The sequence below is a fragment of the Streptomyces chumphonensis genome (assembly GCF_014779715.1).
Lineage (GTDB): Bacteria > Actinomycetota > Actinomycetes > Streptomycetales > Streptomycetaceae > Streptomyces > Streptomyces chumphonensis.
In genome coordinates this window covers 161,071-185,593 of the sequence record NZ_JACXYU010000003.1, presented here as the reverse complement: position 1 = coordinate 185,593, position 24,523 = coordinate 161,071, and the positions used below count along the sequence as shown (strand labels likewise).

The 24,523-nt window shown below is 74.9% G+C and carries 23 protein-coding genes; 6 read left to right on the top strand and 17 right to left on the bottom strand.

Annotated features, from left to right (window positions below):
• Positions 1 to 340 precede the first annotated feature (340 nt).
• Both IF129_RS08535 and IF129_RS08530 read right to left on the bottom strand, forming a co-directional pair.
• A complete protein-coding gene (locus IF129_RS08535) occupies positions 341 to 4,792 on the bottom strand; it encodes a caspase, EACC1-associated type (protein WP_191208914.1) in 4,452 nt (1,483 codons plus the stop codon).
• Positions 4,789 to 5,283, bottom strand: a complete 495-nt coding sequence (locus IF129_RS08530) for an effector-associated constant component EACC1 (protein ID WP_191208913.1) — start codon at positions 5,281 to 5,283, stop codon at positions 4,789 to 4,791. The genes IF129_RS08535 and IF129_RS08530 overlap by 4 nt, the downstream gene beginning before the upstream one ends.
• Before the next feature lie 450 nt (positions 5,284 to 5,733).
• Here IF129_RS08530 and IF129_RS08525 point away from each other — a divergent pair, with 450 nt between their 5' ends.
• A complete protein-coding gene (locus IF129_RS08525; protein ID WP_191208912.1) occupies positions 5,734 to 6,705 on the top strand; it encodes a MerR family transcriptional regulator in 972 nt (323 codons plus the stop codon).
• A gap of 89 nt (positions 6,706 to 6,794) precedes the next feature.
• Here the strand turns inward: IF129_RS08525 and IF129_RS08520 are convergent, their stop codons facing one another.
• Positions 6,795 to 6,956, bottom strand: coding sequence for a hypothetical protein (locus tag IF129_RS08520; protein WP_191208911.1), 162 nt, complete (start codon positions 6,954 to 6,956; stop codon positions 6,795 to 6,797).
• A gap of 113 nt (positions 6,957 to 7,069) precedes the next feature.
• Here IF129_RS08520 and IF129_RS08515 point away from each other — a divergent pair, with 113 nt between their 5' ends.
• Positions 7,070 to 7,828 (top strand): MerR family transcriptional regulator, encoded by a 759-nt coding sequence (locus tag IF129_RS08515; protein WP_191208910.1) that lies wholly within the window; start codon positions 7,070 to 7,072, stop codon positions 7,826 to 7,828.
• On the opposite strand, the gene IF129_RS08510 is transcribed toward IF129_RS08515, so the two are convergent.
• From IF129_RS08510 to IF129_RS08495, 4 genes are all read right to left on the bottom strand, one after another.
• The gene (locus IF129_RS08510) at positions 7,807 to 8,754 is read right to left on the bottom strand and encodes an epimerase (protein WP_191208909.1); all 948 of its coding nucleotides are present in this window, start codon (positions 8,752 to 8,754) and stop codon (positions 7,807 to 7,809) included. The genes IF129_RS08515 and IF129_RS08510 overlap by 22 nt on opposite strands.
• A gap of 101 nt (positions 8,755 to 8,855) precedes the next feature.
• A complete protein-coding gene (locus IF129_RS08505) occupies positions 8,856 to 9,422 on the bottom strand; it encodes a histidine phosphatase family protein (RefSeq protein WP_191208908.1) in 567 nt (188 codons plus the stop codon).
• Between the two features lie 65 nt (positions 9,423 to 9,487).
• The gene (locus tag IF129_RS08500) at positions 9,488 to 9,907 is read right to left on the bottom strand and encodes a GNAT family N-acetyltransferase (RefSeq protein WP_191208907.1); all 420 of its coding nucleotides are present in this window, start codon (positions 9,905 to 9,907) and stop codon (positions 9,488 to 9,490) included.
• Between the two features lie 41 nt (positions 9,908 to 9,948).
• Complete coding sequence (locus tag IF129_RS08495; RefSeq protein WP_191208906.1) at positions 9,949 to 11,388, bottom strand: aminotransferase-like domain-containing protein; 1,440 nt, start codon at positions 11,386 to 11,388, stop codon at positions 9,949 to 9,951.
• Here IF129_RS08495 and IF129_RS08490 point away from each other — a divergent pair.
• Together IF129_RS08490 and IF129_RS08485 are read left to right on the top strand one after the other, a co-directional pair.
• Positions 11,387 to 12,406: a DMT family transporter gene (locus tag IF129_RS08490; RefSeq protein ID WP_191208905.1), complete on the top strand. Its 1,020-nt coding sequence runs from the start codon at positions 11,387 to 11,389 to the stop codon at positions 12,404 to 12,406. The two genes, IF129_RS08495 and IF129_RS08490, sit on opposite strands and share 2 nt — an antisense overlap.
• 44 nt (positions 12,407 to 12,450) lie before the next feature.
• A complete protein-coding gene (locus IF129_RS08485) occupies positions 12,451 to 12,648 on the top strand; it encodes a DUF1918 domain-containing protein (RefSeq protein ID WP_191208904.1) in 198 nt (65 codons plus the stop codon).
• Between the two features lie 16 nt (positions 12,649 to 12,664).
• Here the strand turns inward: IF129_RS08485 and IF129_RS08480 are convergent, their stop codons facing one another.
• A complete protein-coding gene (locus IF129_RS08480) occupies positions 12,665 to 13,915 on the bottom strand; it encodes a glycoside hydrolase family 10 protein (RefSeq protein ID WP_191208903.1) in 1,251 nt (416 codons plus the stop codon).
• Positions 13,916 to 14,137: 222 nt separating this feature from the next.
• Here IF129_RS08480 and IF129_RS08475 point away from each other — a divergent pair, with 222 nt between their 5' ends.
• Complete coding sequence (locus IF129_RS08475; protein ID WP_191208902.1) at positions 14,138 to 15,001, top strand: 3-hydroxybutyryl-CoA dehydrogenase; 864 nt, start codon at positions 14,138 to 14,140, stop codon at positions 14,999 to 15,001.
• A gap of 110 nt (positions 15,002 to 15,111) precedes the next feature.
• On the opposite strand, the gene pheT is transcribed toward IF129_RS08475, so the two are convergent.
• From pheT to infC, 8 genes are all read right to left on the bottom strand, one after another.
• Positions 15,112 to 17,655 (bottom strand): phenylalanine--tRNA ligase subunit beta, encoded by a 2,544-nt coding sequence (gene pheT, locus IF129_RS08470; RefSeq protein ID WP_191208901.1) that lies wholly within the window; start codon positions 17,653 to 17,655, stop codon positions 15,112 to 15,114.
• Positions 17,655 to 18,791, bottom strand: a complete 1,137-nt coding sequence (pheS, locus tag IF129_RS08465; RefSeq protein ID WP_191208900.1) for a phenylalanine--tRNA ligase subunit alpha — start codon at positions 18,789 to 18,791, stop codon at positions 17,655 to 17,657. Before pheS ends, pheT begins: the two co-directional genes overlap by 1 nt.
• 213 nt (positions 18,792 to 19,004) lie before the next feature.
• Positions 19,005 to 20,075: a sensor histidine kinase gene (locus tag IF129_RS08460; RefSeq protein WP_191208899.1), complete on the bottom strand. Its 1,071-nt coding sequence runs from the start codon at positions 20,073 to 20,075 to the stop codon at positions 19,005 to 19,007.
• A 162-nt stretch (positions 20,076 to 20,237) separates the two neighbouring features.
• The gene (locus tag IF129_RS08455) at positions 20,238 to 20,516 is read right to left on the bottom strand and encodes a metal-sensitive transcriptional regulator (protein WP_191208898.1); all 279 of its coding nucleotides are present in this window, start codon (positions 20,514 to 20,516) and stop codon (positions 20,238 to 20,240) included.
• A 58-nt stretch (positions 20,517 to 20,574) separates the two neighbouring features.
• Positions 20,575 to 21,390 carry a TrmH family RNA methyltransferase gene (locus IF129_RS08450; RefSeq protein ID WP_191208897.1) on the bottom strand — a complete coding sequence of 272 codons (816 nt, stop codon included), beginning with the start codon at positions 21,388 to 21,390 and terminating at the stop codon, positions 20,575 to 20,577.
• Between the two features lie 142 nt (positions 21,391 to 21,532).
• Positions 21,533 to 21,916, bottom strand: a complete 384-nt coding sequence (gene rplT / locus IF129_RS08445; protein ID WP_191208896.1) for a 50S ribosomal protein L20 — start codon at positions 21,914 to 21,916, stop codon at positions 21,533 to 21,535.
• Between the two features lie 103 nt (positions 21,917 to 22,019).
• A complete protein-coding gene (gene rpmI, locus IF129_RS08440; RefSeq protein WP_093850868.1) occupies positions 22,020 to 22,214 on the bottom strand; it encodes a 50S ribosomal protein L35 in 195 nt (64 codons plus the stop codon).
• Between the two features lie 118 nt (positions 22,215 to 22,332).
• Complete coding sequence (gene infC, locus IF129_RS08435) at positions 22,333 to 22,947, bottom strand: translation initiation factor IF-3 (protein WP_191209137.1); 615 nt, start codon at positions 22,945 to 22,947, stop codon at positions 22,333 to 22,335.
• Between the two features lie 416 nt (positions 22,948 to 23,363).
• Between infC and IF129_RS08430 the strand changes: the two genes are divergently transcribed.
• Positions 23,364 to 23,777: a DUF1844 domain-containing protein gene (locus IF129_RS08430; protein ID WP_191208895.1), complete on the top strand. Its 414-nt coding sequence runs from the start codon at positions 23,364 to 23,366 to the stop codon at positions 23,775 to 23,777.
• Here the strand turns inward: IF129_RS08430 and IF129_RS08425 are convergent.
• A complete protein-coding gene (locus IF129_RS08425) occupies positions 23,755 to 24,504 on the bottom strand; it encodes an SseB family protein (protein ID WP_191208894.1) in 750 nt (249 codons plus the stop codon). The two genes, IF129_RS08430 and IF129_RS08425, sit on opposite strands and share 23 nt — an antisense overlap.
• Positions 24,505 to 24,523 lie beyond the last annotated feature (19 nt).

The window sequence follows — 24,523 nt, the reverse complement described above, 5'->3', positions numbered from 1 at the left end:
GCTGCGACCGGGAGAATTCTCGGCGGGCCTTGTGCAGCCCCCGGTAGCCGCAGCGGCGCATGCCGTGTCCGTGAGCGAGCTCGTTGACGGTGCCCTCCCCTTGGGAGCGGACCGCGTAGCGGCGATGCCGTTCGCGTGTCTTCCGGTGGCAGGGGCGGCGATGTCCGGGCCGGGGCCGGTGGCGGCGATGCGGACCTGCTCCGCGACGGCGGCCGCGTCCTCGTCGCCGAGGCCGGGGCGCAGCGTGCGCGGGCCTCGGCGAGGAGACCAAGGCGCGCCGTTGACGACGTCAACGGCGCACCCAGGGGGCCGGCCCCGGGCCCTCACCCGTCGGTGCCGCTCACGGCTCGGCCGGGCACGACCGCACGAACTCGGCCTCCGGCACCTGTTCCTCCCACTCCTCGCGGGTCAGGCCGCCGCCCGCGGCCCGGCAGGCCATGCCGAGGGTGTCGGCCGCCGTCTCGGGGTAGGCGCCGAGGTCGGCGACGTAGGCGAGACCCGCGCTCGTCGTGATCATCGTTCGGCCGTGCGGTCCGCCCAGGACCACCTCGTCGACGCCTTCCCTGTGGCCGCTGAACGAGTAGGCCAGGTGCGGCCGTTCGGGGTCGGCGACGCTCCACAGGCGTACCGTGCCGTCCCTACCCGCGCCGGCCAGCAGCCGGCCGTCGGGGTGAAAGGACAGTTGGGCGAACCTCGCCCGGTACGTGTCCATGGGCTCGGTCGCACCGGGCGCGTGTCCGGCACCGTCCTTTCCGGCGTCCCACAGATCCACCCGGACCTCGGGCCGCTCGTCGGCGGTGGGCACCGAGGCGACGGCCGCCACGACATCGCCGTGCCGGGAGAACGCCGCCCTCGCGCCACCCCCGTAGAAGTGGGTGTCACCCGACAGGGGGGTGGTCCTGTCGGTGGACAGGTCCCAGAGGCTCAGACCGGTTCCCACCAGCAGGAGTCGGCGGCCGTCCGGGGCGAAGACGACATCCCTCAGGTACGTGGGTGTGGTAGAGGCGGTCAGGGCGGGCAGGGCGGGGTCGGAGACGTCCCAGACGCTCACGTTCGCCAGGTCGTTGACGGCCAGGAGGGGACGGCCCGGGGCGAAGTCGAGTGTGGGGTTCACCGCGCCCTGGTGGGCGCCGCTCACTGTGCCGGCGACGCGGGGGCGGGCCGGGTCACGGACGTCCCAGAGGGTGACCTCGCGATCGTGGTTCATGGCCGCGAGCAGGGTGCCGTCGAAGCTGAAGTCGATGTCGTCGAGGACGTCGCCGGTGCCGATGGTAAAGCCGCCGTCCACGGTCGCGTAGCGGTCCTCCACGGGGTTGTCCAACTCGGCGAGCCTCCGTGGTGCGGAAGGGTCGGACAGGTCCCACAGGCCGATGCGCGCGCCCCGGGCCACGGCCAGGGTCGTGCCGTCCGGCGCCAGCGCCAGTTCGCCACCGTCCGGCAGGACGTCCAGGACTCGCGGTGGGTGGACGTCGGAGAGGTCCCGGTGGATGACCTCGCCGTAGGCCGCAGAGACCAGCGACCGGCCGTTCGCGCCGAATCTCGTCGTGTGGACGAACCCCGAGTGCCCGTACAGGCGGGCCTCGTCGGCCATGTCCCGTGGATCGGTGACGTCCCACAGGGCGACGCTCCTGTCCCAGCCCGCGCTGGCCAGCCTCCGGCCGTCCGGGGAGAAGTCGAGGGAGCTGACCAGGTCCCTGTGGGCCGTGCGTTCGTCGAGGACCTTCGGGTCGCCGGGATCGCGGATGTCGACCAGTTCGACCACGCGGTCGCGGCTCACCGCCAGCAGCTCGCCGTCCGGGCGGAACGCCAACGCCCCGCCGGCGTCCTCCACCGTGCCGCGGGGCCGGGGCGACCGGGGGTCCGAGACGTCCCACAACCGTAGGTCACCGTGGGTGTCGGCGGTGGCCAGCAGGCGGCCGTCCGGGCTGAAGACCGCGCGGTCGCCGTGCATCGACCCCCGCGGCGGCCAGGTGGCCTCCGTGAAGGGGAGTTGTCGCGGGGCGCGCGGATCGCTCACGTCCCACAGGACGACCGCGCCCCGGACGTGCCGGGACCAGCCGATGGCCGCCACCGTGACTCCGTCCGGGCTCACAGCGAGCGCGGTCGGTCCGGCGGGCGCGGCCTTCGTCCTCTGCGCACGGAGTGCCGCCAGGGGCCGGGGCCTGTCGCCCTTCGAGGAGTCGGCGAGGTTCCACAGGCGCACCTCGCCGTCCCCGCACACGGCTGCGAGCATGCGGCCGCCGGGGCCGCCGAACGCGACGGAATCCCCCCGGTCGTCCTTCGGCCGGGGACAGGCCAGCCGTGCCAGGGGGGTGCGGGGAACCGGATCGCGGCCGGTGTCCCAGACCGTCAGACCGTCCTCGTCCCTCGTCGCCAGCATCTCTCCGCCGGGGGCGAGGACCGGATCGGCCGTCGTCGTCACGGGCACCTCGGACACACCCCGGAACGCGCTGCCGGCCAGGGTGTCGAAGAGCGAGCGACGGGCGTCGGCACCGGGGCGCAGGGCGTACGCGGCGAGCCCCAGCCGCAGGGCGGTGCGGGGGTCGGACGTGCCCAGGCCGTTCGCCTCGGCCAGCAGGGCCCGGGCGGTGGCGACGCGTTGCTGTCGCTCCGCGGAACGTTGCTGCCGGACCGCGACGACCGCGGCGACGAGGGCGAGGCACAGTGCGACGGCCACGGCGGCCAGGGCGCGCTTCAGCAGTGTGGTCCGGCGCCGCTCCCGGCGCAGTTCGCTCGTAGCCGCCGCCTGCCCGGCCGCGAGGAACTCACGCTCCGGTTCGGACAGTTCCTCCTGGTCGTCGAGTTCGGCCGCCGCCTGGAGCCGGCTCCCCCGGTAGAGGAAGGCGGCGTCCCGGCCCGCGGCTTCCCATTCCCCCGCGGCGGTGCCCAGTTGCTGGCGCAGCAGCAGGACGGCGGCGTCCTCCTGGATCCACTCGCGCAGCAGGGGCCAGGCCCGGAGCAGCGCTTCGTGCGCGATCTGCGCCGTGTCCTGGTCCACCGTCAGCAGCCGTTCCCCGGCGAGCTGGTCGCGGATCGTGTCCGACCCGGAGGGCAGCGCGCCGAACGGGACGCGGTGGCGCAGGACGGCCCCTCCGCCGTCCGGCGGCAGGTGGACCAGACACAGCAGCAGCCGGCGCATCATCGTCCGCCCGTCGTCGTCCAGGGACTCGTAGACGCGCCGGGTCGCGGTGGCGACCGACTGCCAGATGCCTCCTGTCGCCCGGTACCCGGCGAGGGTGAGCACGGCTCCGCTGCGCCCGCGCCATGTCTCCCGCAGCGAGTGGGCCAGGAACGGCAGCGCCGTCGCCGTGTCGTTCGCGGAGCGGCCGGCACGGAGGTCGTGCAGCAGCAGGTCCGTCAGGCCCGGTTCGACGGTCATCCCGACGGCTGCCGCCGGGCGCTCCACGATGGCGCGCAACTCCCGTTCGTGCAGCGGCGGCACCGTGAACTGGGCCCGTGCCAGCGCGCGTCGGAGCCCTGGATGCTCCAGGCAGCTTCCGTAGTGGTCCGCCCGCAGGCCGAGGACGATCCGGGGTCTCGGGCCGGGTCCGTCCCCGGTGAGCAGGGAGACGAACGCGGCGCGTTCGTCGGGAGTGTCGCACCGGGTGAAGATCTCCTCGAACTGGTCCACCACCAGCAGCCGGCAGACGGGTCGGCCCCGCGACGGGGCGGGGAAGCGACCGCGTTCCAGCTCCGCCCGGACCTCGCCCGCGTCCCGTCCGGTGGCCCCGGCCCAGGCCTCGGCCAGGGTGCGGAAGGGGTGCGGTCCGGGGGCGGGCAGCAGCAGCGCGGGCCCGGGTGACGTCGTTCGGTCCTCCCGTCCGGCGAGCAGACCGGCGCGCAGCAACGACGACTTGCCCGCGCCGGAGGCGCCCACCAGCACGGCCTGGCCGCCGTCCGGCATCTCCTCGATCCGTTCGATCAGCCGGTCGGTGAGTTCCTCGCGCCCGAAGAAGTGGGCGCTGTCCTCCGCCCGGTACGGTTCCAGCCCCGGGTAGGGACACGGCAGGTCGGCGGGCCGTTCGGCGGTCCCGGATCCGATGGGGTGCGGCGGGTAGGCGCGGTTGCGGGCGAGGACCAGTGAGCCCAGTGTGCCCTCGCTCCGCCGGGCAGGATCGACCCGCGGGTCGTCGGCGAAGGCCTCGTCGAGCGCGGCGTGCAGCCGGTCGGCGCTCAACAGGGGCGGTCCGGCCGGGTCTCCCTCATGGAGCAGGCCGAGCAGGCGGCCGGTGAACAGGGTGTGCGGTTCGCCCTCGGGGGCGAAGGACAGCGCGTAGTGCGAGGCCGACGAGAGCAGGAAGCTGCCGCGAGGTGCGGCGGAGGCGAAGGCGCGGCGCGCTCCGCCCTCGGACGGCGGTGTGCCGCCACGCCCGGAGAAGCAGCAGTCGAGGACGACGAGGCTGCCGTTGCCTCCGGCGCCCAGCAGGTCACGGACCGTCCGGTAGGAGACGGACCGTGCGAGGTGCCGGGCGGACCGGGTGGCCCGGGTGGCGAGGTACAGGTCGTCGCGCGGGCCCAGCAGTCCGTGCCCGACGAAGGAGAAGAGAACGGGTCCACCGCCCGCGGCCGACGCCTCCTCGACCGCGTCGACCACCTCGGCGGCCCCGGCGTCGGCCGGGACGCGCACGACGCGTCCGGGGTCCATGCCGCACACGTCGATCAGGGTGCGCCGCAGATCGTCGAGCGTCGTGTCGACCGAGGGCAGGTCGGGCAGTTCCGACCCGTGGACGTGGCTCCCGGTGCCGCACAGCACCGCACGCGCGCCGGGAGCGGCGAGACCTCCGGCCGTCATGCCGTGCGGGAGTCCGACGGGCCGCCGTCCCGGGTGTCTTCGTCGCCGTGCCCCCGCTCACCGTCCTCCTGCCGGGCTCCGTCCGCCGGCGGGCGTGCCAGGCGCTCGGCCAGGTCGGCCGCATCCTGCGGGCTCAGCGCGCGGGCTTGGCGGGAGGACAGGGTGATCCGGGTGCCGTCGGGCCGGGTCACGCTGATCGTGTGGCTGCTGCGGCGGGTCTGCAGCCACACCACCAGTGCTCCCGCGAAGGCCGCGGCGACGCCTCCGGGCTCCAGGACCGCCACCAACGCGTCGACGACCGGCCCCATCGTCCGCGTCGAGGCGCCGTCGTCCCGTCCCGCGCTGTCGTCGCCGCCCTGTCCGGCGCGGTCGTCCTGTCCGGCGCGGTCGACGCGTCCCCTGAGCCGGGGCACGTCCGTCAGCCACGTGCGGAGTTCCGCGGCGGCGCCCGCCCTGTCGCCCGTACCGTTCTCGTCGTCGTGCACCGTCACGACAAGCCGCATGGTCCCCCCGGGGATCGAACATCTCCTGCGGATCTCGGGCAAGGGACGAGGCGCGAGGGCGTCCTCGCCTCTCCCTGCGGACAGCATGCCTCACCGGGACCCGGCACGGCACGTGTTCGAGGGCGTGGTCCGTGCGCCCGGGCGGCCTGCGACGGGGATCCCGTGGACCGGGGCGAGGGTCCGGGTGACGTCGTCGCCGCTCGCCGCGGTGGTGATGACCTTGAGCGGGCTACCGCGTCCGGCGCGGATCAGCGAGGGGCGGCAGGTTCGGCCCGCGCGTCGGGCGCCCCCGCGCCGCGGTCCTGAGGGAGCCGTACGGGAGGCGGCGCGGACCCGGTCACGGAGGAGGGCGCGTCCCGCCGGGAGAGCCGGCCGTACGCCGCCCTTGACCCGTACCCCGGGGTCCGGGTTTAGCGTCGTGGCGACGAGGAGGTGCGCATGCGCGCAGGTGAGGCGGCAGCCGCCGCCGGGGTGACGATCAAGGCGCTGCGGTACTACGAGGACTGCGGGCTGCTCAGCCCCATCCGCACGGCCAACGGCTACCGCGACTACACCCCGCAGGACGTCAGGCTGGCGGAGGAGATCCGCAGCCTCGGAACGCTCGGACTGACCCCCGCCGAGACCCGGCCGTTCCTCGCGTGCCTGCGCGCGGGACACGACGACGGCGACCACTGCGCCGAGTCGCTCGCCGCCTACCAGCGGAAGATCGACGCCCTCGACCTGCTCGTCACCCGGCTGGCCGACAGCCGGGACCGGCTGATCCGCCGCCGCGACGCGGCGGCTCGGCGAGGCTTCCCCGCCACCCCCGCGACCGCACCACCGAAGGAGCCCGACGCGATGCTTCCCCAGGCCGACCCGCTGCCCGCCGACCTGCCGGCCCCCGTGGACGACGGCGCCGCCGCCCACCTCCCGGGCCGCGCGCTTCCCGCCCTGTCGTTCACCGCCACCGACGGCGGCGACATCGACCTCACCACGTTCTGCGCGGACCGCTGGGTGCTCTTCCTCTACCCGCTCACCGGAGACCCCGCCGCCGACATCCCCGAGGGCTGGAACGACATCCCGGGCGCCCGGGGCTGCAGCCAGGAGGCCTGCGACTTCCGCGACCGCCTCGACACCCTCAGGGCCTCGGGCGTCGAGCGGGTGCTCGCCCTGTCCTCGGACCGGGCCGACTACCAGCGGGCGCTCGTCGACCGGCTGCACCTTCCCTACCCGATGCTCTCCGACCCCCGACTCACGCTCGCCGACGCCCTGCGGCTCCCGACGTTCGAGGCCGACGGCACGACGCTCTACCGGCGCCTCACCCTGGTCGTGCGCGGCTCCACGATCGAACACGTCTTCTACCCGGTCTTCCCGCCGGACACGCACGCCGACGAGGTGGCGCGGTGGTCCCGCGACCATCGCGCCGGGTGACCGAAGTCCGGGGCCGGGCGGGTGCCGGTACCGCACGCGACGCGGGCACCGAGGGCTTCCCCGTCGAAGCCGTCGGTGCCCGCGCGCGCTCAGTCGGTCGGCTCGGCGCCGCCGTCGTCCTCGTGGGTGTAGTCCTCCGCCTCCCGGCGGTCCTTCTCCTGTTTCAGCCGCTCCGCCTCGGGCAGGTCGGGCGCCTCGTGGGTGGGCGGGAGGTCGGGCGTCTTGGGTCGCTGACGATCCTGTTCGGTCATGTCCTGCGCGTACCCGCCCGCCGGAGATCAGTCATCCCGGCTCGGAAGAAGTCGCGGTTGACGCAGCGGCAGCGCGTAGCGTCGTCCCCGCCGACGGATCGGAGGTCCCGGCGATGGACTGGCCCATCGGAGAAGTGGCCCGCGCGGCGGGGACGACCAGCCGCACCCTGCGGCACTACGACGCCATCGGCCTGCTGCCGCCCAGCCGGACCGGGCCCGGCGGCCGCCGCCACTACGACGAGGCGGCCCTGGTGCGGCTCCAGCGCATCCTGCTCCTGCGCGGTCTCGGCCTCGGCCTGACGGCCGTCGCCGAGGCCCTCGACGGGGAGCGCGACACGCGCGCGGCACTGCGGAGGCACCTGCGGCGACTGGAGGCGGAGGACCGACGGCTGGCCCGGCAGATCGCCTCGGTCCGCACCACGCTGACGAGGATGGAGAGAGGGGAGCCCCTGATGCCGGACGAGGTCCTGGACGGATTCGACCACACGCGCCACGAGGAGGAGGTGACCGAGCGGTGGGGAGCCGACGCCTACCGGCACGGCGACCGGTGGTGGCGCGCGCTGCCGCCCGAGGAGCGGCGGGCGTTCCGGCGGGAGCAGGCGGCCGTCGCCGCCGCCTACGCCGAGGCGCACGCCGCCGGGCTGGCGGCCGACGGCGCGCGGGTGCGGGAGATCGTCCGGCGGCACTACGCCTGGGTGGTCCGCGGCTGGCAGGGACGGCGGCCGGACGCGGAGCAGTTCGCCGGTCTGGGCCGGCTGTACGCCGAGGACCCGCGCTACCGCCGGGCCGCGGGCGAGGAACCGGGAGGCTCGGCGGACACGGCGGCGTTCGTGCACGAGGCCGTGCGCGCCTACGCCGAGCGCGTCCTGTAGCGGAGCACGAGGTCGGTGCCCGCCTCGGCCCAGCGGGGGTGGGTGAAGGTGAATCCCGCCCCCTGGAGTCGGCCGGGGACGACGCGTCGGCTCTTGAGCAGCAGCTCGGTGTCGGTGCGCAGGGCCAGGGCGCCGAGCCCGGCCATCCAGCGCGTGGCCGGGAGCCCCAGCGGCACCCCCCACGCGGCCCGCAGCTCCCGCATGAACGCGCGCTGCGGGAGCGGCTCGGGCGCGGCCAGGTTGATCGGGCCGTCGAGGTCGTCCCGGGCGATCAGGAAGTCGACGGCACGGACGAAGTCGTGGTCGTGCATCCACGACACGTACTGGCCACCGCCGGCGACCGGCCCGCCGAGTCCGAGCCGCGCGAGCCAGGACAGGACGTCGAAGACGCCGCCGCGGTCGGGGCTCATGACCATCGCGGAGCGCAGGGCGACCTTGCGGGTGTGCGGGGTGTCGGCCCGCAGCTGGGCCCGCTCCCACTCCTGCGCGATGCGGACGCTGAAGGCCCAGGAGGAGGGGGCGTCCGGCTCGGTGCCGCCGACGCGGCCCGTGGTCTCGTCGTGCGGGGCGTCGAAGGTGTGGGCGTAGAGGGTGGCGGTGCTCATCTGGAGCCAGACGCGCGGCGGGCGGGCGGCGGCGGCGATGGCCTGCCCGACGGCCTCGGTGGAGCGCACCCGCGAGTCCAGCATGGCGCGCAGGTTGGCCTCGGTGTAGCGGCAGCTGACGCTGCGCCCGGCCAGGTTGACGACGACGTCGCTGCCGTCGACCACCTCCGCCCACGGGCCGAGCCGCTCGCCGTCCCAGTGCACCTCGCCGGCCCGCACCGGCTGCCGGGTGAGCGTCACGACGTCGTGCCCCGCCGCCGTGAAGGCGCGGTTCAGGAGGGTGCCGACCTGGCCGGTCCCACCCGGTATCACTATCCTCATCGCGCTCCCTCGTCGGTTGCGTCCCGACCCTAGCGCAGGTAATTGAACACGTTCAAAACCGTTCGCCGGTGGGGATGCCGAAACGGCGGGCCGCCGGGGCCTCAGGCCACGGACAGGGACCACTGCCCCGCCCGGCCGGTCAGGGTGACGGCGGCGAGCGGCCGGACGTCGAGGTGCCAGTACGTGCCCGGGGCGGCCGTCAGCGCGTGGCACAGCGCGGCCCGGACGACGGCGGGCTCGGCGACCGCGACAATCGAGCCCTCAGCGTCGAGCGGCCGGGTGTCCAGCCAGGAGCCGACCCGGGCGATGAAGGCCGCCAGGGACTCACCGCCATGCGGCGCGACGAACGGGTCGGACAGCCAGGCGGCCACCGCGCGGGGCTCGTGGGCGGTGACCTCCCGCAGGGTGAGCCCGTGCCAGCGGCCCATGTCGCAGTCGCGCAGGGCCGGCTGGGCGAGCGGCGCGAGGCCGAGGGCCCGCCCCGTCTCACGGCAGCCCGTCGAGGGCGAGCAGTAGCGCAGCTCGGCGGCGGCCAGCGGGGCCAGGGCGGACACCCTGCGGTGGAGCTCGCGCCACCCGGCGTCGTCCAGTGGGCGGTCGTCGTCGAACCGGGCGTCGAGCAGGGGTGCGCTCCGGGCGGCGGCGAGCAGCGTCAGTCGGGCGCGCATTGCGCGATGGTAGAGCGCCCGGCGCGTTTGTTCGATCCCCCGGGCAGCCTGTTTCCGGGGGAACCTCAGGGGCGACCGCGCGCCATGTACTGGTCCGGCTCGGGCATCGGCCGGAATCCCGACTTGGCGTAGAGCCCGTGCGCGTCGGCGGTGGCCAGCAGGACGCGGCGCAGGCCGGACGGCTCCAGCTCCGCGCAGACCCCCTCGACGAGCGCGGTACCGATCCCGTCGCCCCGGACGGACCGCGCCACGTAGACGTCGCAGAGCCAGGCGAAGGTCGCGTGGTCGGTGACCACCCGGGCGTAGGCGACCTGTGCACCGTCGGCGCGGGCGTAGACGCCGAAGTTGAGCGAGCCCGCGACGGCGCGCTCCTGCTTCTCGCGGCTGCGGCCCAGCGCCCAGTAGGCGTCCGTGGAGAGCCAGTGGTGGACGCGGTCCAGGTCGAGGCGGTCGGGGTCGGTGGAGAGCTCGTAGCCGTCGATCATGCGGGCAGGCTGGCAGGGCCGGACGCGGGGCGGCAACCGGATTAGGGCGGCGGGCAGGCGGCGGAGAGCCGCCGGACGCCTTCGACCAGCTCGGCCGTGCCGGCCGCCGTGGCCAGCGACAGGCGCAGATGGGCCGCGGGCGGCTCGGCGGCGAAGTAGGCGCGGCCCGGCGCGACGGCGACGCCCGCGCGCTGGGCGGCGGCCGTCACGGCGGCCTCGTCGGTGCCGGGCGGCAGCCGCAGCCACAGGTGGAAGCCGCCGCGCGGAACCTGCGCGGGGGCGAGGTGGGGCAGCTCACCGCCGAGCGCCGTGAGCAGGGCGGTGCGGCGGGCCCGCAGTTCGGCGGCGACGGCGCGCAGGTGCCGGGGCCAGGCGGGCGCGCCGACGAGTTCGAGCGCGGCCTCCTGGAGGGGGCGCGGCACGAAGAAGCTGTCGACGACCTGGACGGCCCGCAGGCGCTCCAGCACCGGGCCCCGGGCGGCGATGGCCCCCACCCGCAGGTTGGGGGAGGTCACCTTGGTGAGCGAGCACAGGTGGACGACGACGCCGTCGGGGTCCTCGGAGGCGAGGGTGGGCGGCAGCGGCCCCGCGTCCTCGTGGGCGAGGCGGCGGGCGTAGTCGTCCTCGACGATGAAGGCCCCGGCCTCGCGGGCGGCGGCCAGGACGGCGGCGCGGCGGTCGTCGGCGAGGACGGCGCCGGTGGGGTTCTGGAAGAGCGGCTGGCAGACGAAGAGCCGGGCCCCGGTGGCCCGGAAGGCGTCGGCCAGCAGGTCGGCCCGGACCCCGTCGGCGTCGGCGGGGACGGGGACGGGCCGCAGCCCCGAGGCGCGGGCGACGGCGAGGAGCCCGGGGTAGGTCGGCGACTCGACGAGGACGGGCGCGCCGGGTGGGGCCAGGGCGCGCAGCGCCGTGGTGATGGCGCTCTGCCCGCCCGCCGTGACGAGCACCTCGCCGGGCGTCCGGGGCCCGCCCGGGCCGGCGATGTCGCGGGCGAACCAGGAGCGGAGCTCGGCCACGCCCTCCAGGGGCGGGAGCTGCCAGGCGTCGGGGCGGCGTCCGGCGCGGGCGAGCGCGGCCGACAGGGCCCGTTCGGGTTGGAGGGCGGGCGGCAGGTAGCCGCTGTGCAGGCCGATGACGCCCGGCCCGGGGGGCCGGAGGGTGGCCAGCAGCCCGGTCGCGTCGACCGTGCGGGGCACCTGGTCGGCGGCGGGCTCGGCGCTGAGGGAGACCTCCTGCCAGGACGTGTCGCCGCGCTGCCCGTCGACGTCGACGGGGGCGGCCCGGTAGGCACCGGCTCCGGGGCGCGTGACGACCAGCCCCTCCGCCGCGAGCAGCGCGAGGGCCCGGCTGACGGTGACGGGGCTGACCTTGTAGCGGTCCACGAGGGCCCGACTGGAGGGCAGCCGCTCACCGACCGGGTAGCGGGTGACCTCGTCGCGCAGGCTTCTGGCCAGCTCGGCGACACTGCTACTCTGGTTCATGACGATACAGGATAGCGCTACTGCACCGCAGGCGATAGCGGTGCCCACCCCGGACCTCCCGGCACCGGCGGCCGCGGAGGTCGCGGACCTGGCACCGCCCCCGGGCACCGGCTGGGGACGCGTGCAGGCCGCCCTCGGCGTCGTCGCGTTCTCGTTGACCTTCCCCGGCACCGTCTGGGCGCTGGACGGCCTCGGCCCCTGGTCGGTGACGACCACCCGTATCACCCTGGCCGGGCTCCTGGCCCTGGCCTGCCTGCTGGCGCTGCGCGCCCCGCTCCCGGCCCGGCGGCACCACGCCGGACTCGTCGTGGTGGCGGCCGGCGTGGTCGTCGGCTTCCCCCTGCTGACGACGCTGGCCCTCCAGGTGTCGAGCACCTCGCACGCGGCCGTCGTCGTCGGGCTGCTGCCGCTCACCACGGCGGCCTACAGCGCCTGGCGCCACCACACCCGCCACGCGTGGCCGTTCTGGGCCGCGGCGCTCACCGGGGCGGCCGTCGTGGTGGCCTTCGCCCTCCGGCAGGGCGGCGGGGGCCTCGGCGCGGCCGACGGACTCCTCTTCGCGGCACTGGTCATCTGCGCGGCCGGGTACGCCGAGGGCGGCCGGCTCAGCCGGGAGTTGCCGGGCTGGCAGGTGATCGGGTGGGCGCTGGTCGCGTGCCTACCCCTGGCCGTACCCGGCGCCCTGCTGGCCCTGGCGGCCGAGCCCGTGGACGTCACCGGCCGCACGGTGGCCGGACTGGCCTGGCTGGTGGTCGGCTCGCAGTGCCTGGGCATGGTGGTCTGGTACCGGGGGATGGCCGCGATCGGCGTCGGCCGGGCCAGCCAGTTGCAGCTCGCGCAGCCCCTGCTCACCCTCGTGTGGGCGGTACTGCTGCTGGGCGAGGCGCCGGGGCCGCTCGCCCCGGCGGCCGCCGTCGCCGTACTGGCCTGCATCGTCGTCACCCAGCGCACCGCCCTGCGCGGCTCCGCCACCGGACGGCGGCGGGCGTCCGGTGGCGGGCGTCGGCGGCCGTCCTAGACTGACACGGAACGGCACATATCGGGCAGTCAGGAGAGTCGGTCATGCACGCTGAGAAGGGCGACAAGCTGCTGGTCCACGGTCGCGTCGTGGGGCAGCACGACCGCACGGCCGAGATCGTCGAGGTCCTCGGGCCGCAGGGGGAGCCGCCTTACCGGGTGCGCTTCGACGACGGGCACGAGACCGTCGTGTCCCCAGGCCCCGACTCCGTCGTGCGGCACCCCGAGGAGCCCCGGCGCTGAGCCGCCGCCCGCGCCGTCACCGGTAGTGCTCGGCGACGACGCGGCTCATGGCCCCCAGGGGGTCCGCCGCCACGTGCTTCGCCGAGTAGAAGACGTGCCCCGTGACGCGCGGGTGGTCGCGGCAGAACGTGAGGTGACGGGACAGCTCCGCCGGGTCGTGCCACGCCTCCGGCTGGCCCGCCGCGCCCACCTTGTACAGGGCCTCCCCGATGTGGAGCTCCACCCCGGTGCCCCGGCACACCTCGTCCCACCAGGGGACGAGCGTCGCGTAGTCGGCCGCCGGGAAGCCCAGGTTCCAGTAGACCTGCGGCACGATGTAGTCGATCAGCCGATCCCTCACCCAGCCGCGCGTGTCGGCGTACAGGTCGTCGTAGGTCTGCACGCCGGCCCGCGTGTCGGAGCCCTCCGGGTCGGTCTCCCGGTTGCGCCAGACCGCGAAGGGGCTCACCCCGAACCGCACGCGCGGCCGGAGCCGGCGCAGTCGCTCGCCGGCCTCCCGGACGAGCAGGTCGACGTTGGCGCGGCGCCAGGCCGCGCGGCTGTCGAACGCCCCACCGTGCGCGCGGTAGGCGGCGTCGTCGTCGAAGGACTCGCCCGCGACCGGGTACGGGTAGAAGTAGTCGTCCCAGTGCAGACCGTCCACGTCGTACCGCTCGACGGCGTCGAACATGGCGTCCTGCACGAAGCGGCGGACGTCCGGCAGCCCGGGGTTGTAGTACAGCTTGCCGCCGTAGGGCACGACCCACTCCGGACGGCGCCGCGCCGGGTGCTCCGCGGACAGCCGGGCGGGATCGTCGTGGTTGGCGACGCGGTAGGGGTTGCACCAGGCGTGCAGGGCCAGCCCGCGCGCGTGCGCCTCCCGGACGGCGAACCCCAGCGGGTCCCAGCCCGGCGAGCGCCCCTGGACGCCGGTCAGCCACGCCGACCACGGCTCGTACCGCGAGGGCCACATCGCGTCGGCGGTCGGCCGGACCTGGAGCATGACGGTGTTCAGCCGCCGCGCGGCGGCCGTGTCGAGCAGCTCGGTGAGCTGACGCCGCTGGGTGGCCGCGTCCAGCCCGGAGGCGCGGGGCCAGTCGATGTTCTCCACGGAGGCGATCCACATCCCCCGCATCGGGGGGCGCCGGCCCCCGCCGCCCCCGGCCGGAGCCGGCCGGGAACCCCGGGGGTGCGCCTCCTGGCCGGCGGCCGCCCGGGACGCGTTCAGGGTGCCGGAGAGCCCCGCCACCGCCACCGCCGCGAACGCCCGCCGCGTGAAGTGCCCCATCACGCCTCCTTGCCACTGTCCCGTCACGTTGGGTGATCTCGTCCAGGATGCACCCCGGAGGACGTTCGCCGGGGGACGAACACGGAATCCGGCGCGGGACCGGCGAACCGGACACCCGCCCCTCACCGGAACGGCGGACGGGGGTAACGTCGGTCGGCGAGGCGACGCGGCCACCACCCTCGCGGCTGTGCGTCGCGACCGGGACGAAGCGAAAGGCACGATGTGACCGACATCGAACGCGTCGGAGTGGTGGGCTGCGGCCAGATGGGCGCCGGCATCGCCGAGGTGTGTGCGCGGGCCGGGCTGGCCGTGATGGTCGCCGAGACGACCGGCGAGGCCCTGGAACTCGGCCGCACCAGGCTGGTGAACTCCCTGGACCGGGCCGCCGCGCGCGGAAAGATCACCGAGGCCGAACGGGACGCCACCCTGGAGCGGCTGACGTTCACGACCGACCTGGGCGAGTTCGCCGACCGCGACCTCGTCATCGAGGCCGTCGTCGAGAACGAGCAGGTCAAGACCGAGATCTTCCAGGTGCTCGACCAGGTCGTGACCCGGCCGGACGCGATCCTGGCGTCGAACACCTCCTCGATCCCCCTGGTGAAGCTGGCCGTGGCGACCTCCCGCCCGGACCAGGTCATCGGAATCCACTTCTTCAACCCCGCGCCCGTGCAGCAGCTGGTGGAGCTCATCCCCGCGCTGACGACGTCCGAGGAGACCGTCGCCCGCACCGAGGAGGCGGTGACGAAGGTGCTGGGCAAGCACGCGATCCGGGCCCAGGACCGCTCGGGCTTCGTCGTCAACGCCCTGCTGATCCCCTACCTCCTCTCGGCGATCCGCATGTTCGAGAACGGCACGGCCAGCCGCGAGGACATCGACAACGGCATGGAGATGGGCTGCGCCCACCCCATGGGCCCGCTCAAGCTGGCCGATCTCATCGGCCTGGACACGGTCGCCTCGGTGGCGTACTCCATGTACGAGGAGTTCAAGGAGCCGCTCTACGCCGCTCCCCCGCTGCTCCAGCGCATGGTCGACGCGGGCCGCCTCGGCCGCAAGACCGGCGCGGGCTTCTACCCGTACGCCGGCTGACGCACGCCGCGCCCCCGCGTGAAGGGGCCCGGCCGGACGCGTGGGTACGCGTCCGGCCGGGCCCCTTCACCGCTTTCCGGCGGCGTGACCGCCCGGTCCGAACAGCGCGCCTAGGCGCGCAGCTCCGCGCCGGTGGCGGTGACGGCCGCGGCCACGGCGGCGTCGCGTGCCGCCGACGCCTCCTCGGCCGTGAGCGTGCGGTCGGGGGCCCGGAACCGCAGCGCGTAGGCGAGGGACTTGCGGCCCGCGCCGAGCTGCTCGCCGGTGAAGACGTCGAACAGCCGCAGCGACTCCAGCAGGTCGCCCGCCCCCGAGCGCAGCGCGGCCTCCACGGCCACGGCGGGGACGGCCTCGGGAACTACCAGGGCGACGTCCTGGGTGGCCACCGGGTAGGTGGACACCCGGGGCGCCGGCACGGCACCGGGCGAGGCACGCCGCAGGACGTCCAGGTCCAGCTCCATCGCCGCCGTCCGCGCCGGGACCTGGAACGCCTTGGTGACCCGGGGGTGCAGCTCCCCCGCGTGGCCGAGCAGTGTGCGCTCCCCCGCGACCTCGACGTACAACGCCGCGCAGCGGCCCGGGTGCCACGGCTCGTGCCGGTCGGCGACGACCTCGGGCTCGACGCCCGCCTCCCGGGCCACGACGCGGGCCGCCTCCACGGCGTCCGCCCAGGTCGCCGGACGTCCGGCGCCCCACCAGCCGTGCTGCTCGCGCGCACCGGCGAGGACGGCCGCCGCCCGCAGCGGCTGCGCGGGGAGCGCGGCGTCCTGCGCGGCGATCTCCTCGGCGCTCGGCCGGGCGTCCACCGGCAGCCGCACCGCCGCCGGCTCGTCGCCGCCCGGGCGGAAGACCAGGCCGGTCTCGAAGAGGGCGATGCCGCCCTGCGCGCCCTGGCTCCCGCGCCCGTCGTTGCGCCGCAGCGCGCCGAGCAGCCCGGGCAGCAGCGTGGTGCGCAGCGCGGGCTCCTCGTCCGAGATGGGGTTGAGGAGGGTCACCACGCGGCGGCGGGCGTCGTCGGCGGGCAGGCCCAGCCGGTCGAAGGCCGCGTCGCCGAGGAACGGGTAGTTCAGCGCCTCGACGTACCCGGCGCCGGCGAGCGCCCGGCCGACCCGGCGGTGCAGGCGCTGGGCCTCGGTCAGACCGCGTCCGGCGGGCGGGCGGGGCAGGGTGGAGGGCAGGTTCTCGTAGCCCTCCAGCCGGATGACCTCCTCGGCCAGGTCGTTCGGGTCGGTGAGGTCGGGGCGCCAGCTCGGCACCGTGACCGTCAGCTCGTCCGTGCCGCTCACGTCGCAGCCGACCTGCTGGAGGCGGCGCACAACGCTCTCCCGCCCGTAGGCGACACCCGCGACGCAGTCCGGGAGATCGGCGGGAAGGGTGACGGTGCGCGGCGCGGTGGCGCCGTGCACCTCCGTGACACCGGCCTCGGCGGTGCCCCCGGCCAGGAGCACCAGCAGGTCCGCCGCGCGCTGCGCGGCGGCGGGCCCGGCCTGCGGGTCGACGCCGCGCTCGAACCGGCGGGACGCCTCCGAGCTGAGCTTGTGCCGCCGGGCGGTGCGGGCCACCGTCACGGGGTCGAAGTGCGCGGCCTCGACGACGATGTCGCGGGTGCCCTCGGCCTGCCCGGAGACCGGGTCGACGAGGGCGTCGTGCGCGTCGGAGATCTCCGTGTGCGCACCGCCCATGACCCCGGCGAGCCCGATGGGGCCGGAGTCGTCGGTGATCACCAGGTCCTGCGGGTCGAGGGCGCGTGTCACCCCGTCGAGCGTGACGATCTTCTCGCCGGGCTCGGCGCGGCGCACGCCGATCGGGCCCTCGATGCGGCCGCGGTCGTAGGCGTGCAGCGGCTGGCCGAGTTCGAGCATCACGTAGTTGGTGACGTCCACGGCGAGGGAGATGGAGCGCATCCCGGCCTTCTGGAGCCGCCGCTGCAGCCAGATCGGGGACCGGGCCTCGGGGCGTACGCCCGTCACGGCGCGGGCCGTGAAGCGGTCGCAGCCGTGGGTGTCCACGACGTCGACGGCGGGCCCGTACTCGCCCGGGGCGGTGACGTCCAGCAGCGCCGGGTCGCGCAGCGGCAGCCCGTAGGCGGTCGCCGTCTCGCGGGCGACGCCGCGCATCGAGAGGCAGTAGCCCCGGTCGGGCGTGACGGCGATGTCCAGCACCTCGTCGCGCAGCTCCAGCAGCTCGACGGCGTCGGTGCCGGGCTCGTACTCGGGCGGCAGCACGATGATGCCGTCGTGGTCGTCGCCCATGCCGAGCTCGGCGGCGGAGCAGATCATGCCCTCGGACAGCTTGCCGTAGGTGCGGCGGGCGGAGATGGCGAAGTTGCCGGGCAGCACGGCGCCCGGCAGGACGACGACGACCTTGTCGCCCACGGCGAAGTTGGTGGCACCGCAGACGATGTTCTGCGGCTCGCCGGTCCCGTTGGCGTCGCCCACGTCCACCTGGCAATAGCGGATGGGCTTCTTGAACTCCGTCAGCTCCTCGACGGCCAGCACCCTGCCGACCACGAGGGGGCCGGTCAGACCGGCCCCGAGCTGGTCGACGGTCTCGACCTCCAGGCCGGCCGCGATGAGCTTCGTCGCGACCTCACGGCCGGTCACACCGGCCGGCAGGTCGACGTACTCCCGCAGCCACGAAAGCGGGGCGCGCATCAGATCTCCATCCCGAACGGCCGGGTGAAACGCACGTCACCCTCGACCATGTCTCGCATGTCCTCGACGTTGTGGCGGAACATCAGCATCCGCTCGATCCCGAACCCGAAGGCGAAGCCGCTGTAGCGCTCCGGGTCGATGCCGCAGGCCGTCAGCACCCGCGGGTTGACCATGCCGCAGCCGCCCAGCTCGATCCAGCCCTCCGAGGAGCAGGTGCGGCACGGCCGCTCGGGGTCGCCCACCGACGCGCCGCGGCAGACGTAGCAGACCATGTCCATCTCGGCGGACGGTTCGGTGAACGGGAAGTAGCTCGGGCGCAGCCGGGTGCGCATCCCGGCGCCGAACAGCGCCTGGACCATGTGGTCCAGGGTGCCCTTCAGGTCCGCCATCGTCAGACCCTCGTCCACGGCGATCAGCTCGACCTGGTGGAAGACGGGGGTGTGCGTGGCGTCCAGCTCGTCGGTGCGGTAGACGCGGCCCGGGCAGATCGCGTAGACCGGCAGCTCCCTCCCGAGCAGGGCGCGGGCCTGCACCGGGGAGGTGTGGGTGCGCAGGACGAGCCCGGAGCCCTCGGCGCCCTCGGCGTCGCTCCGGGAGCCGTCGGCCACGAAGAAGGTGTCGGCGGTGGTGCGGGCCGGGTGGTCCGGGCCGATGTTGAGGGCGTCGAAGTTGAACCACTCCGTCTCGACCTCGGGCCCCTCGGCGACCTCGTAGCCCATGGCCACGAAGACGTCCTCGATGCGCTCCATCAGCGTGGTCAGCGGATGGCGGGCGCCGGCGGGCAGCCGGTCGTAGGGCAGCGTGACGTCCACGGCCTCCTCGACCAGGACCCGCTCGTCGCGCTCCGCCTCCAGGACCTGCTGGCGCGCCCCGAGGGCCTTGTTCACCGCGCCCCGGGCCGCGCCGACGCGCTTGCCCGCGTCCGCCTTGGCGTGCGGGGGCAGGGCCCCGATCTCGCGGTTGGCCAGGGCCAGCGGGGAGCGGTCACCGGCGTGGGCGGCCTTCACCTCGCGCAGCGCGTCCAGGTCCGCCGCCTCGGCGATGGCCGTGAGCGCCTCCCGCTGCGCTCGCTCGATGGCTTCCGGTTTCAGTGCCTCGACCTCGACCGGGTCGTACGACTTGTTGGGTGCCGACATGATTTCCCGTACTTTCCGTACTTCCGATTGGCTGACGCCTTGCGCTGTGAGCCGCTTTGACACCGCTGTGGCGCGGTCGGTGCCGGAGCACGAGTCTACGGGGCAGGGCGCGAGGACATGGACGCGGAGCGGACCGAGGGTGACGCCGGGCGGACCGCGGTGGATCTTCGTGAACCCCGAACGGGCCCGCGCGGGGATCCGTGGTCCAGTTGATCACGCCAGGACGGCCGGCACCGCCACGGGCAGGGTGAACCGGAACTGCGCGCCGCCCGCCGCGGAGCGGCCGACGGTGATCGAGCCCCCGTGGGCCTCGACGATGCCCTTGACGATGTAGAGGCCGAGCCCCGTGCCGCCGCGCCTGCTGCCCCGCCAGAACCGGGTGAAGACACGGCTCATGGACTCCTCCGGGATGCCGGGGCCCTCGTCGCTCACGGTGACGGTGATGCCCTCCGGTACCGCCCGGCCGGGCGGCGCGGGGGCCACCTCGATGGTGACGGTTCCCGCGCCGTGGCGCACGGCGTTCTCCAGCAGGTTGCCCAGCACCTGGTCCAGCTTGTCCGGGTCGGCCCACAGCGCGGGCAGCGGGCCGGTGACGTGGCGCGCGAAGCGCTCCGCCGGTTCACCGGCCGCCAGGTGCCCCTCGACGTGGCGGCACACGGCGGCGGCGACGTCCACCGGACGGCGCCGCAGCTCCAGCCGGCCCGAGTCGATGCGTGAGATGTCGAGCAGTTCGGCGATGAGGCGGGTGATGCGGGCCGCGTCGGCGTCGACGGTCTCCAGCATGAGGCGCTTCTGGTCCTCGGTGAAGCGTTCCCACTTGGCCAGGAGGGTCGCGGTGAAGCCCTTCACCGACGTGAGCGGGGAGCGCAGCTCGTGGGCGACGGTGGCGATGAGCTCGGCGTGGCGCCGCTCGGAGCGGCGCCGGGCCTCGGTGCCGCGCAGGGACACGACGAGCCGGCGCACCGGGCCGGTGGGGCGCGTGCGCACGTAGCGGGCCGATACGAGCACCTCGCGGCCCCCCGGCAGCAGCAGGTTCCGCTCCGGCTGGCCGCGCCGGATGGCCGGGCCGCCGTAGGGGTCGGTCGCCTGCCACCAGCGGTGGCCCTCCAGGTCCTGCAGGGGCAGCACCCGGTCGATGGGGTGGCCGAGGGCCTCCTCGGGCCGGCGGTCGGCGATGCGGGCGGCGGCGGCGTTGAAGCACACCACCAGCCCGCGTTCGTCGGCGACGACCAGTCCGTCGGGCAGGTCGTCCGGCTCCAGCCCGAGCCAGGCCGTGTCCGGCATGTGGTGGTCCCCTTCCCCCGTGCGCCTCGACCCCGCACCTTACTCACGCGGGTCACCGCCCCACAGCCATACGGCGCAGGTGCCCCCCTTCGGGGGGCCCATCGGTGCTTTCCGGCCCCGGTCGCGGCCGGATCCCGGCCCGGTGGCGGGGAGGGGCCGGGCTCAGGCCAGCGACAGGAACAGCTTCTCCAGCCGGGCGCGCATGCGGTCCCGGTCCCCGTCCGCCTGCCCGCCCTCGGCCATGCAGTGCTGCAGGCCCGTCGCGATGATCGCGAACCCGGCCCGGTCCAGGGCCCGCGAGACCGCCGCGAGCTGCGTGATGACGTCCTCGCAGTCCCGGCCCTCCTCGATCATCCGGATGATCCCCGCGATCTGCCCCTGCGCCCGCCGCAACCGGTTGAGCACGCTCCTGAGCTCGTCGGCCGCCATGTCCAGTTCCACGCATCCTCCTTCAGAGGTACCCCTCGGGGTATTGTAGTCCGTGCGCCGCTCCCCCGGGTCAGGGGCGGCGCTGGGCCCGTGCGGAGGCGTAGAGGCAGACGGCGGCGGCGGTGGCGAGGTTGAGGGACTCCGCCCGGCCGTGCAGGGGGACGCGCACGACCGCGTCGGCCAGTGCCCGGGTCTCCGGCGGGAGGCCCCACGCCTCGTTGCCGAAGATCCACGCCGTGGGGCCGCCCATGGCGCCCCGGTCCAGTTCGTCGTCGAGGTCGGACGCGCCCGCCCCGTCGGCGGCCAGGACGCGCACGCCGTGCTCCCGCAGACCGCTCACGGCCGCCGCGACCGGCACCCCCACGGAGACCGGGAGGTGGAAGAGCGAACCGGCCGAGGCCCGTACCGACTTGGGGTTGTACAGGTCGACGGAGGCGTCGGTGAGGACGACGGCGTCCGCCCCCGCGGCGTCCGCGCAGCGCAGCACCGTGCCGGCGTTGCCCGGGTCCCGGACGTGGGCGAGGACGGCGACCAGGCGGGGGCGCGCGGCCAGGACGGCGTCGAAGGGCGTGTCCAGGAACCGGCACACCCCGATCAGGCCCTGCGGTGTGACGGTCTGCGAGATGTCCGCCATCGTCGCGTCGGAGGCGAGGGAGACCCGGACCCCGGCCTCCCGGGCGGCGCCGACGATCTCGGCGTGCCGTGCGCACGCCTCCTCGGTGGCGAACAGCTCGCTCAGGGTGCCGCGGTGGGCGACGGCCTCGCGCACCGCCTGCGGGCCCTCGGCGAGGAAACGGCGCTCCCGGGCGCGGGTGGCGCGGCGGGCCAGCCGCCGGGCGGAGACGACCCGGGGGTTGCGCGGGGAGATCAGCTCGGCAGTGCCCATGGTGCGGCGGTTCTCGCCTTTCGTCGGTGCGGGATCGGCAGCTGGCCTGGACGGCCCGCCGGGGCGCTCCGGCGGGCCGGACACGCGCCGGACCCGCAGGCCGGGCGGCCTGCGGGTCCGGTGCGAAGGGCTCAGCCGGGGCTCAGGCGGCCTTCGGCGCGTTGACGTCGCTCGGGAGCGCCTTCTTGGCGACCTCGATGAGCGCGGCGAACGCGTTCGGGTCGTTGACGGCCAGCTCGGCGAGGATCTTGCGGTCCACCTCGACCTCGGCGGCCTTCAGCCCCTGGATGAAGCGGTTGTAGGTCATGCCGTTGGCGCGGGCGGCGGCGTTGATCCGCTGGATCCACAGCTGACGGAAGTCGCCCTTGCGCTTCTTGCGGTCGTTGTAGTTGTAGACGAACGAGTGGGTGACCTGCTCCTTCGCCTTGCGGTACAGGCGCGAGCGCTGGCCGCGGTACCCGCTGGCCTGCTCGAGGATCGCCCGGCGCTTCTTGTGGGCGTTGACTGCCCGCTTGACGCGTGCCACGTGTTAACTCCTTGTAGCGGGGCCGCGGTGGGTGCGCGCGGCCCGGACTTCGATGAGGTCCCGGTGTCGAGCGAGGCCCGGCCCCGGAGGGCGGGCCGTCGGCTCACTTGCCGAGAAGCTTCTTGATCTTCTTGGCGTCGGCCGGAGCCATCTCGGTCTTGCCCGCAAGACGGCGCGTCAGCGTCGACGGCTTGTGCTCGAGAAGGTGGCGGCGACCGGCGCGCTGACGCATCACCTTGCCGGAGCCGGTGATCTTGAAGCGCTTGCTCGCACCGCTGTGCGTCTTGTTCTTCGGCATGTCGCCGTTCTCTCCTCATCGGTGGCGTTCCCGTCGGCTGCGCCCGGAAGGGGCGGGCAGGCGGGAACGTCAGCTGTTTCTGGTGGGACGTACCGGGGCCCGGCGGCCCCGGCGAGGCTCACGCCTCGGCCGGCTCCTCGGCGGACTCGGCGGGAGCGGCACCTCGCTGTGCTTCCTTGCGGGCTGCCTGCGCCTGCCGGGCTTCGGCCATGGCTTCCGTCTTCTTCTTGTGCGGACCAAGCACCATGATCATGTTGCGGCCGTCCTGCTTGGGGTTCGACTCGATGAACCCCAGCTCCTGGACGTCCTCCGCGAGGCGCTGCAGCAGCCGGAAGCCCAGCTCCGGACGCGACTGCTCACGACCGCGGAACATGATCGTGATCTTGACCTTGTCACCCTGCTTGAGGAACCGGACGACGTGACCCTTCTTGGTGTCGTAGTCGTGCGGATCGATCTTCGGCCGGAGCTTCATCTCCTTGATGACCGTGTGCGCCTGGTTCTTGCGCGCCTCACGGGCCTTCATGGCCGACTCGTACTTGAACTTCCCGTAGTCCATGAGCTTGCACACGGGCGGCCGTGCGTTCGCGGCCACCTCGACCAGGTCGAGGTCGTACTCCTGTGCGAGCTCCAGGGCCTTGGCAAGCGGCACGATGCCGACCTGCTCGCCACTGGGACCGACGAGTCGCACCTCGGGGACGCGAATCCGGTCGTTGATGCGGGGCTCGGCGCTGATGGGGCCTCCTAGGTAGCACCACGCAACTGCCTGGCGGACAGCCGCGTCACGTTTCTGTGTGGTGAGACCGACCCGTCATGGGCGCGACGTGAGAAACGCCCCGGACGGGACACAAGACGGGGCTCCGCACAGACCGGGAGCACCGCCGCGTTCACCGCGGGGCGCGACCTGACCTTTGACCTGCCGGCCGCGAGGCCGGTACAGGTGGGAGATCGGAGCCTCCACTTGCGGGCCGGGCAACCGCGCTGGCGCGCGGACGTCCGACCGGTCGTCGTCCATGTTACACGAGCTCCGGGGCCCCCGCCCCCGGGTCGCGGCCCGGGGGCGGGGGCCGCCACGGGGCCGGTCGGGGCGGGCGCGGGGGTGAGCCTAGGCTGGTCCGCGACCCTCCGGCTGCGAGAAAGCGAAGAACGACGATGAGCGACGCCGTCCCCTCCCCCGGCCCGGACGAGACCCGGCCCGCCGAGACCGCGGGCGGACCCGGCGCCGGGCGGGCGCCCGACTTCGACGCCGCGACGCGCGACATCGCCGACGTCCCGGCCGTCGAGGTGATCACCACCGTCGCGGTGCACCTGATGAGCGCGGCGGCCGTGAACCTCGGTCTGGCCGAGGAGGGCGAGCAGCACAAGGACCTGGACGAGGCGAGGAAGCTGATCCAGGCGCTGGCCGGGCTGGTGACGGCGAGCGCGACCGAGATCGGCTCCTACCACGCGGCGCCGCTGCGGGACGGCCTGAAGTCCCTGCAGCTGGCCTTCCGCGAGGCGTCCGTCGTCCCGGACGAGCCGGGTCAGGGGCCCGGCGAGAAGTTCACCGGCCCGGTGTACGGCTGAACAGCGGCGTCCCCGGCAGCTCGGTCCCCGGCGGCACGAGGGCCAGCTCCAGGCCCCGGACGAGGTGCTCGCGCAGCACCGCGTCGGCCGCCAGGGCACCGGCGACGCGGGAGGCCGTCTCCCGCGCCGGCGCACCGGGGGCCAGCTCCAGCGCCAGAGTGCCGTCGGCCCGTCCGCCGGGGCCCAGGTGTGCGCGGGCCACGCCGGGGTCGGCCGCGACGAGCGTCCGCACCGCGTGCGTCACCGCGGGGTCGGCGAGCGGGCCGGCGTCGTCGGCCCGTCCGGCGGCCACGGCCCGCAGCGCGGCCCCGGTGAGCTGGTAGGTCACCGGCCCGGAGAGGTCGAGGACCAGGGTGTCGGCCCGCTCGTGCGCGGCCGCCCGGAGGGCCCGCCCCAGGTCGACGGCGACCGGGCGGGCGTCCTCGCGCCAGCGCGCGAGCGACCGCGTGGAGGTGAACACCGGGAGCGCCTTGCGCCCGCCGGGGGCCGTGAGCGTGGGGACCGCCATGTCGCTGGTCTTCTCTCGGCGCAGCCCGTCGGGGCCCGTCTCCACCTCGCCGAGCAGGGCGACGACCGGGACGAGGAGCCGCGCCCGGGCCAGGGCGGCCAGGACGCGCGGCTCGGCGCCGCGGTCCTCGGACCAGGCGGTCAGCGCCTCGGCGAGCGCCGGGTCGGCGGAGCCGTCGTCGTCCGCGAAGCCGGGGTCGGGGATGTTCTTGAGCACCACCCGACGAGGGTAGCCCCCG

Coding starts and splice junctions, on each gene's coding strand:
- IF129_RS08535 (WP_191208914.1), bottom strand. CDS start 4,792: ATGACGGCCGGAGGTCTCGCCGCTCCCGGCGCGCGTGCGGTGCTGTGC.
- IF129_RS08525 (WP_191208912.1), top strand. CDS start 5,734: ATGCGCGCAGGTGAGGCGGCAGCCGCCGCCGGGGTGACGATCAAGGCG.
- IF129_RS08520 (WP_191208911.1), bottom strand. CDS start 6,956: ATGACCGAACAGGATCGTCAGCGACCCAAGACGCCCGACCTCCCGCCC.
- IF129_RS08515 (WP_191208910.1), top strand. CDS start 7,070: ATGGACTGGCCCATCGGAGAAGTGGCCCGCGCGGCGGGGACGACCAGC.
- IF129_RS08510 (WP_191208909.1), bottom strand. CDS start 8,754: ATGAGGATAGTGATACCGGGTGGGACCGGCCAGGTCGGCACCCTCCTG.
- IF129_RS08505 (WP_191208908.1), bottom strand. CDS start 9,422: ATGCGCGCCCGACTGACGCTGCTCGCCGCCGCCCGGAGCGCACCCCTG.
- IF129_RS08500 (WP_191208907.1), bottom strand. CDS start 9,907: ATGATCGACGGCTACGAGCTCTCCACCGACCCCGACCGCCTCGACCTG.
- IF129_RS08490 (WP_191208905.1), top strand. CDS start 11,387: ATGACGATACAGGATAGCGCTACTGCACCGCAGGCGATAGCGGTGCCC.
- IF129_RS08495 (WP_191208906.1), bottom strand. CDS start 11,388: ATGAACCAGAGTAGCAGTGTCGCCGAGCTGGCCAGAAGCCTGCGCGAC.
- IF129_RS08485 (WP_191208904.1), top strand. CDS start 12,451: ATGCACGCTGAGAAGGGCGACAAGCTGCTGGTCCACGGTCGCGTCGTG.
- IF129_RS08480 (WP_191208903.1), bottom strand. CDS start 13,915: ATGGGGCACTTCACGCGGCGGGCGTTCGCGGCGGTGGCGGTGGCGGGG.
- pheT (WP_191208901.1), bottom strand. CDS start 17,655: ATGCGCGCCCCGCTTTCGTGGCTGCGGGAGTACGTCGACCTGCCGGCC.
- pheS (WP_191208900.1), bottom strand. CDS start 18,791: ATGTCGGCACCCAACAAGTCGTACGACCCGGTCGAGGTCGAGGCACTG.
- IF129_RS08460 (WP_191208899.1), bottom strand. CDS start 20,075: ATGCCGGACACGGCCTGGCTCGGGCTGGAGCCGGACGACCTGCCCGAC.
- IF129_RS08450 (WP_191208897.1), bottom strand. CDS start 21,390: ATGGGCACTGCCGAGCTGATCTCCCCGCGCAACCCCCGGGTCGTCTCC.
- rpmI (WP_093850868.1), bottom strand. CDS start 22,214: ATGCCGAAGAACAAGACGCACAGCGGTGCGAGCAAGCGCTTCAAGATC.
- IF129_RS08430 (WP_191208895.1), top strand. CDS start 23,364: ATGAGCGACGCCGTCCCCTCCCCCGGCCCGGACGAGACCCGGCCCGCC.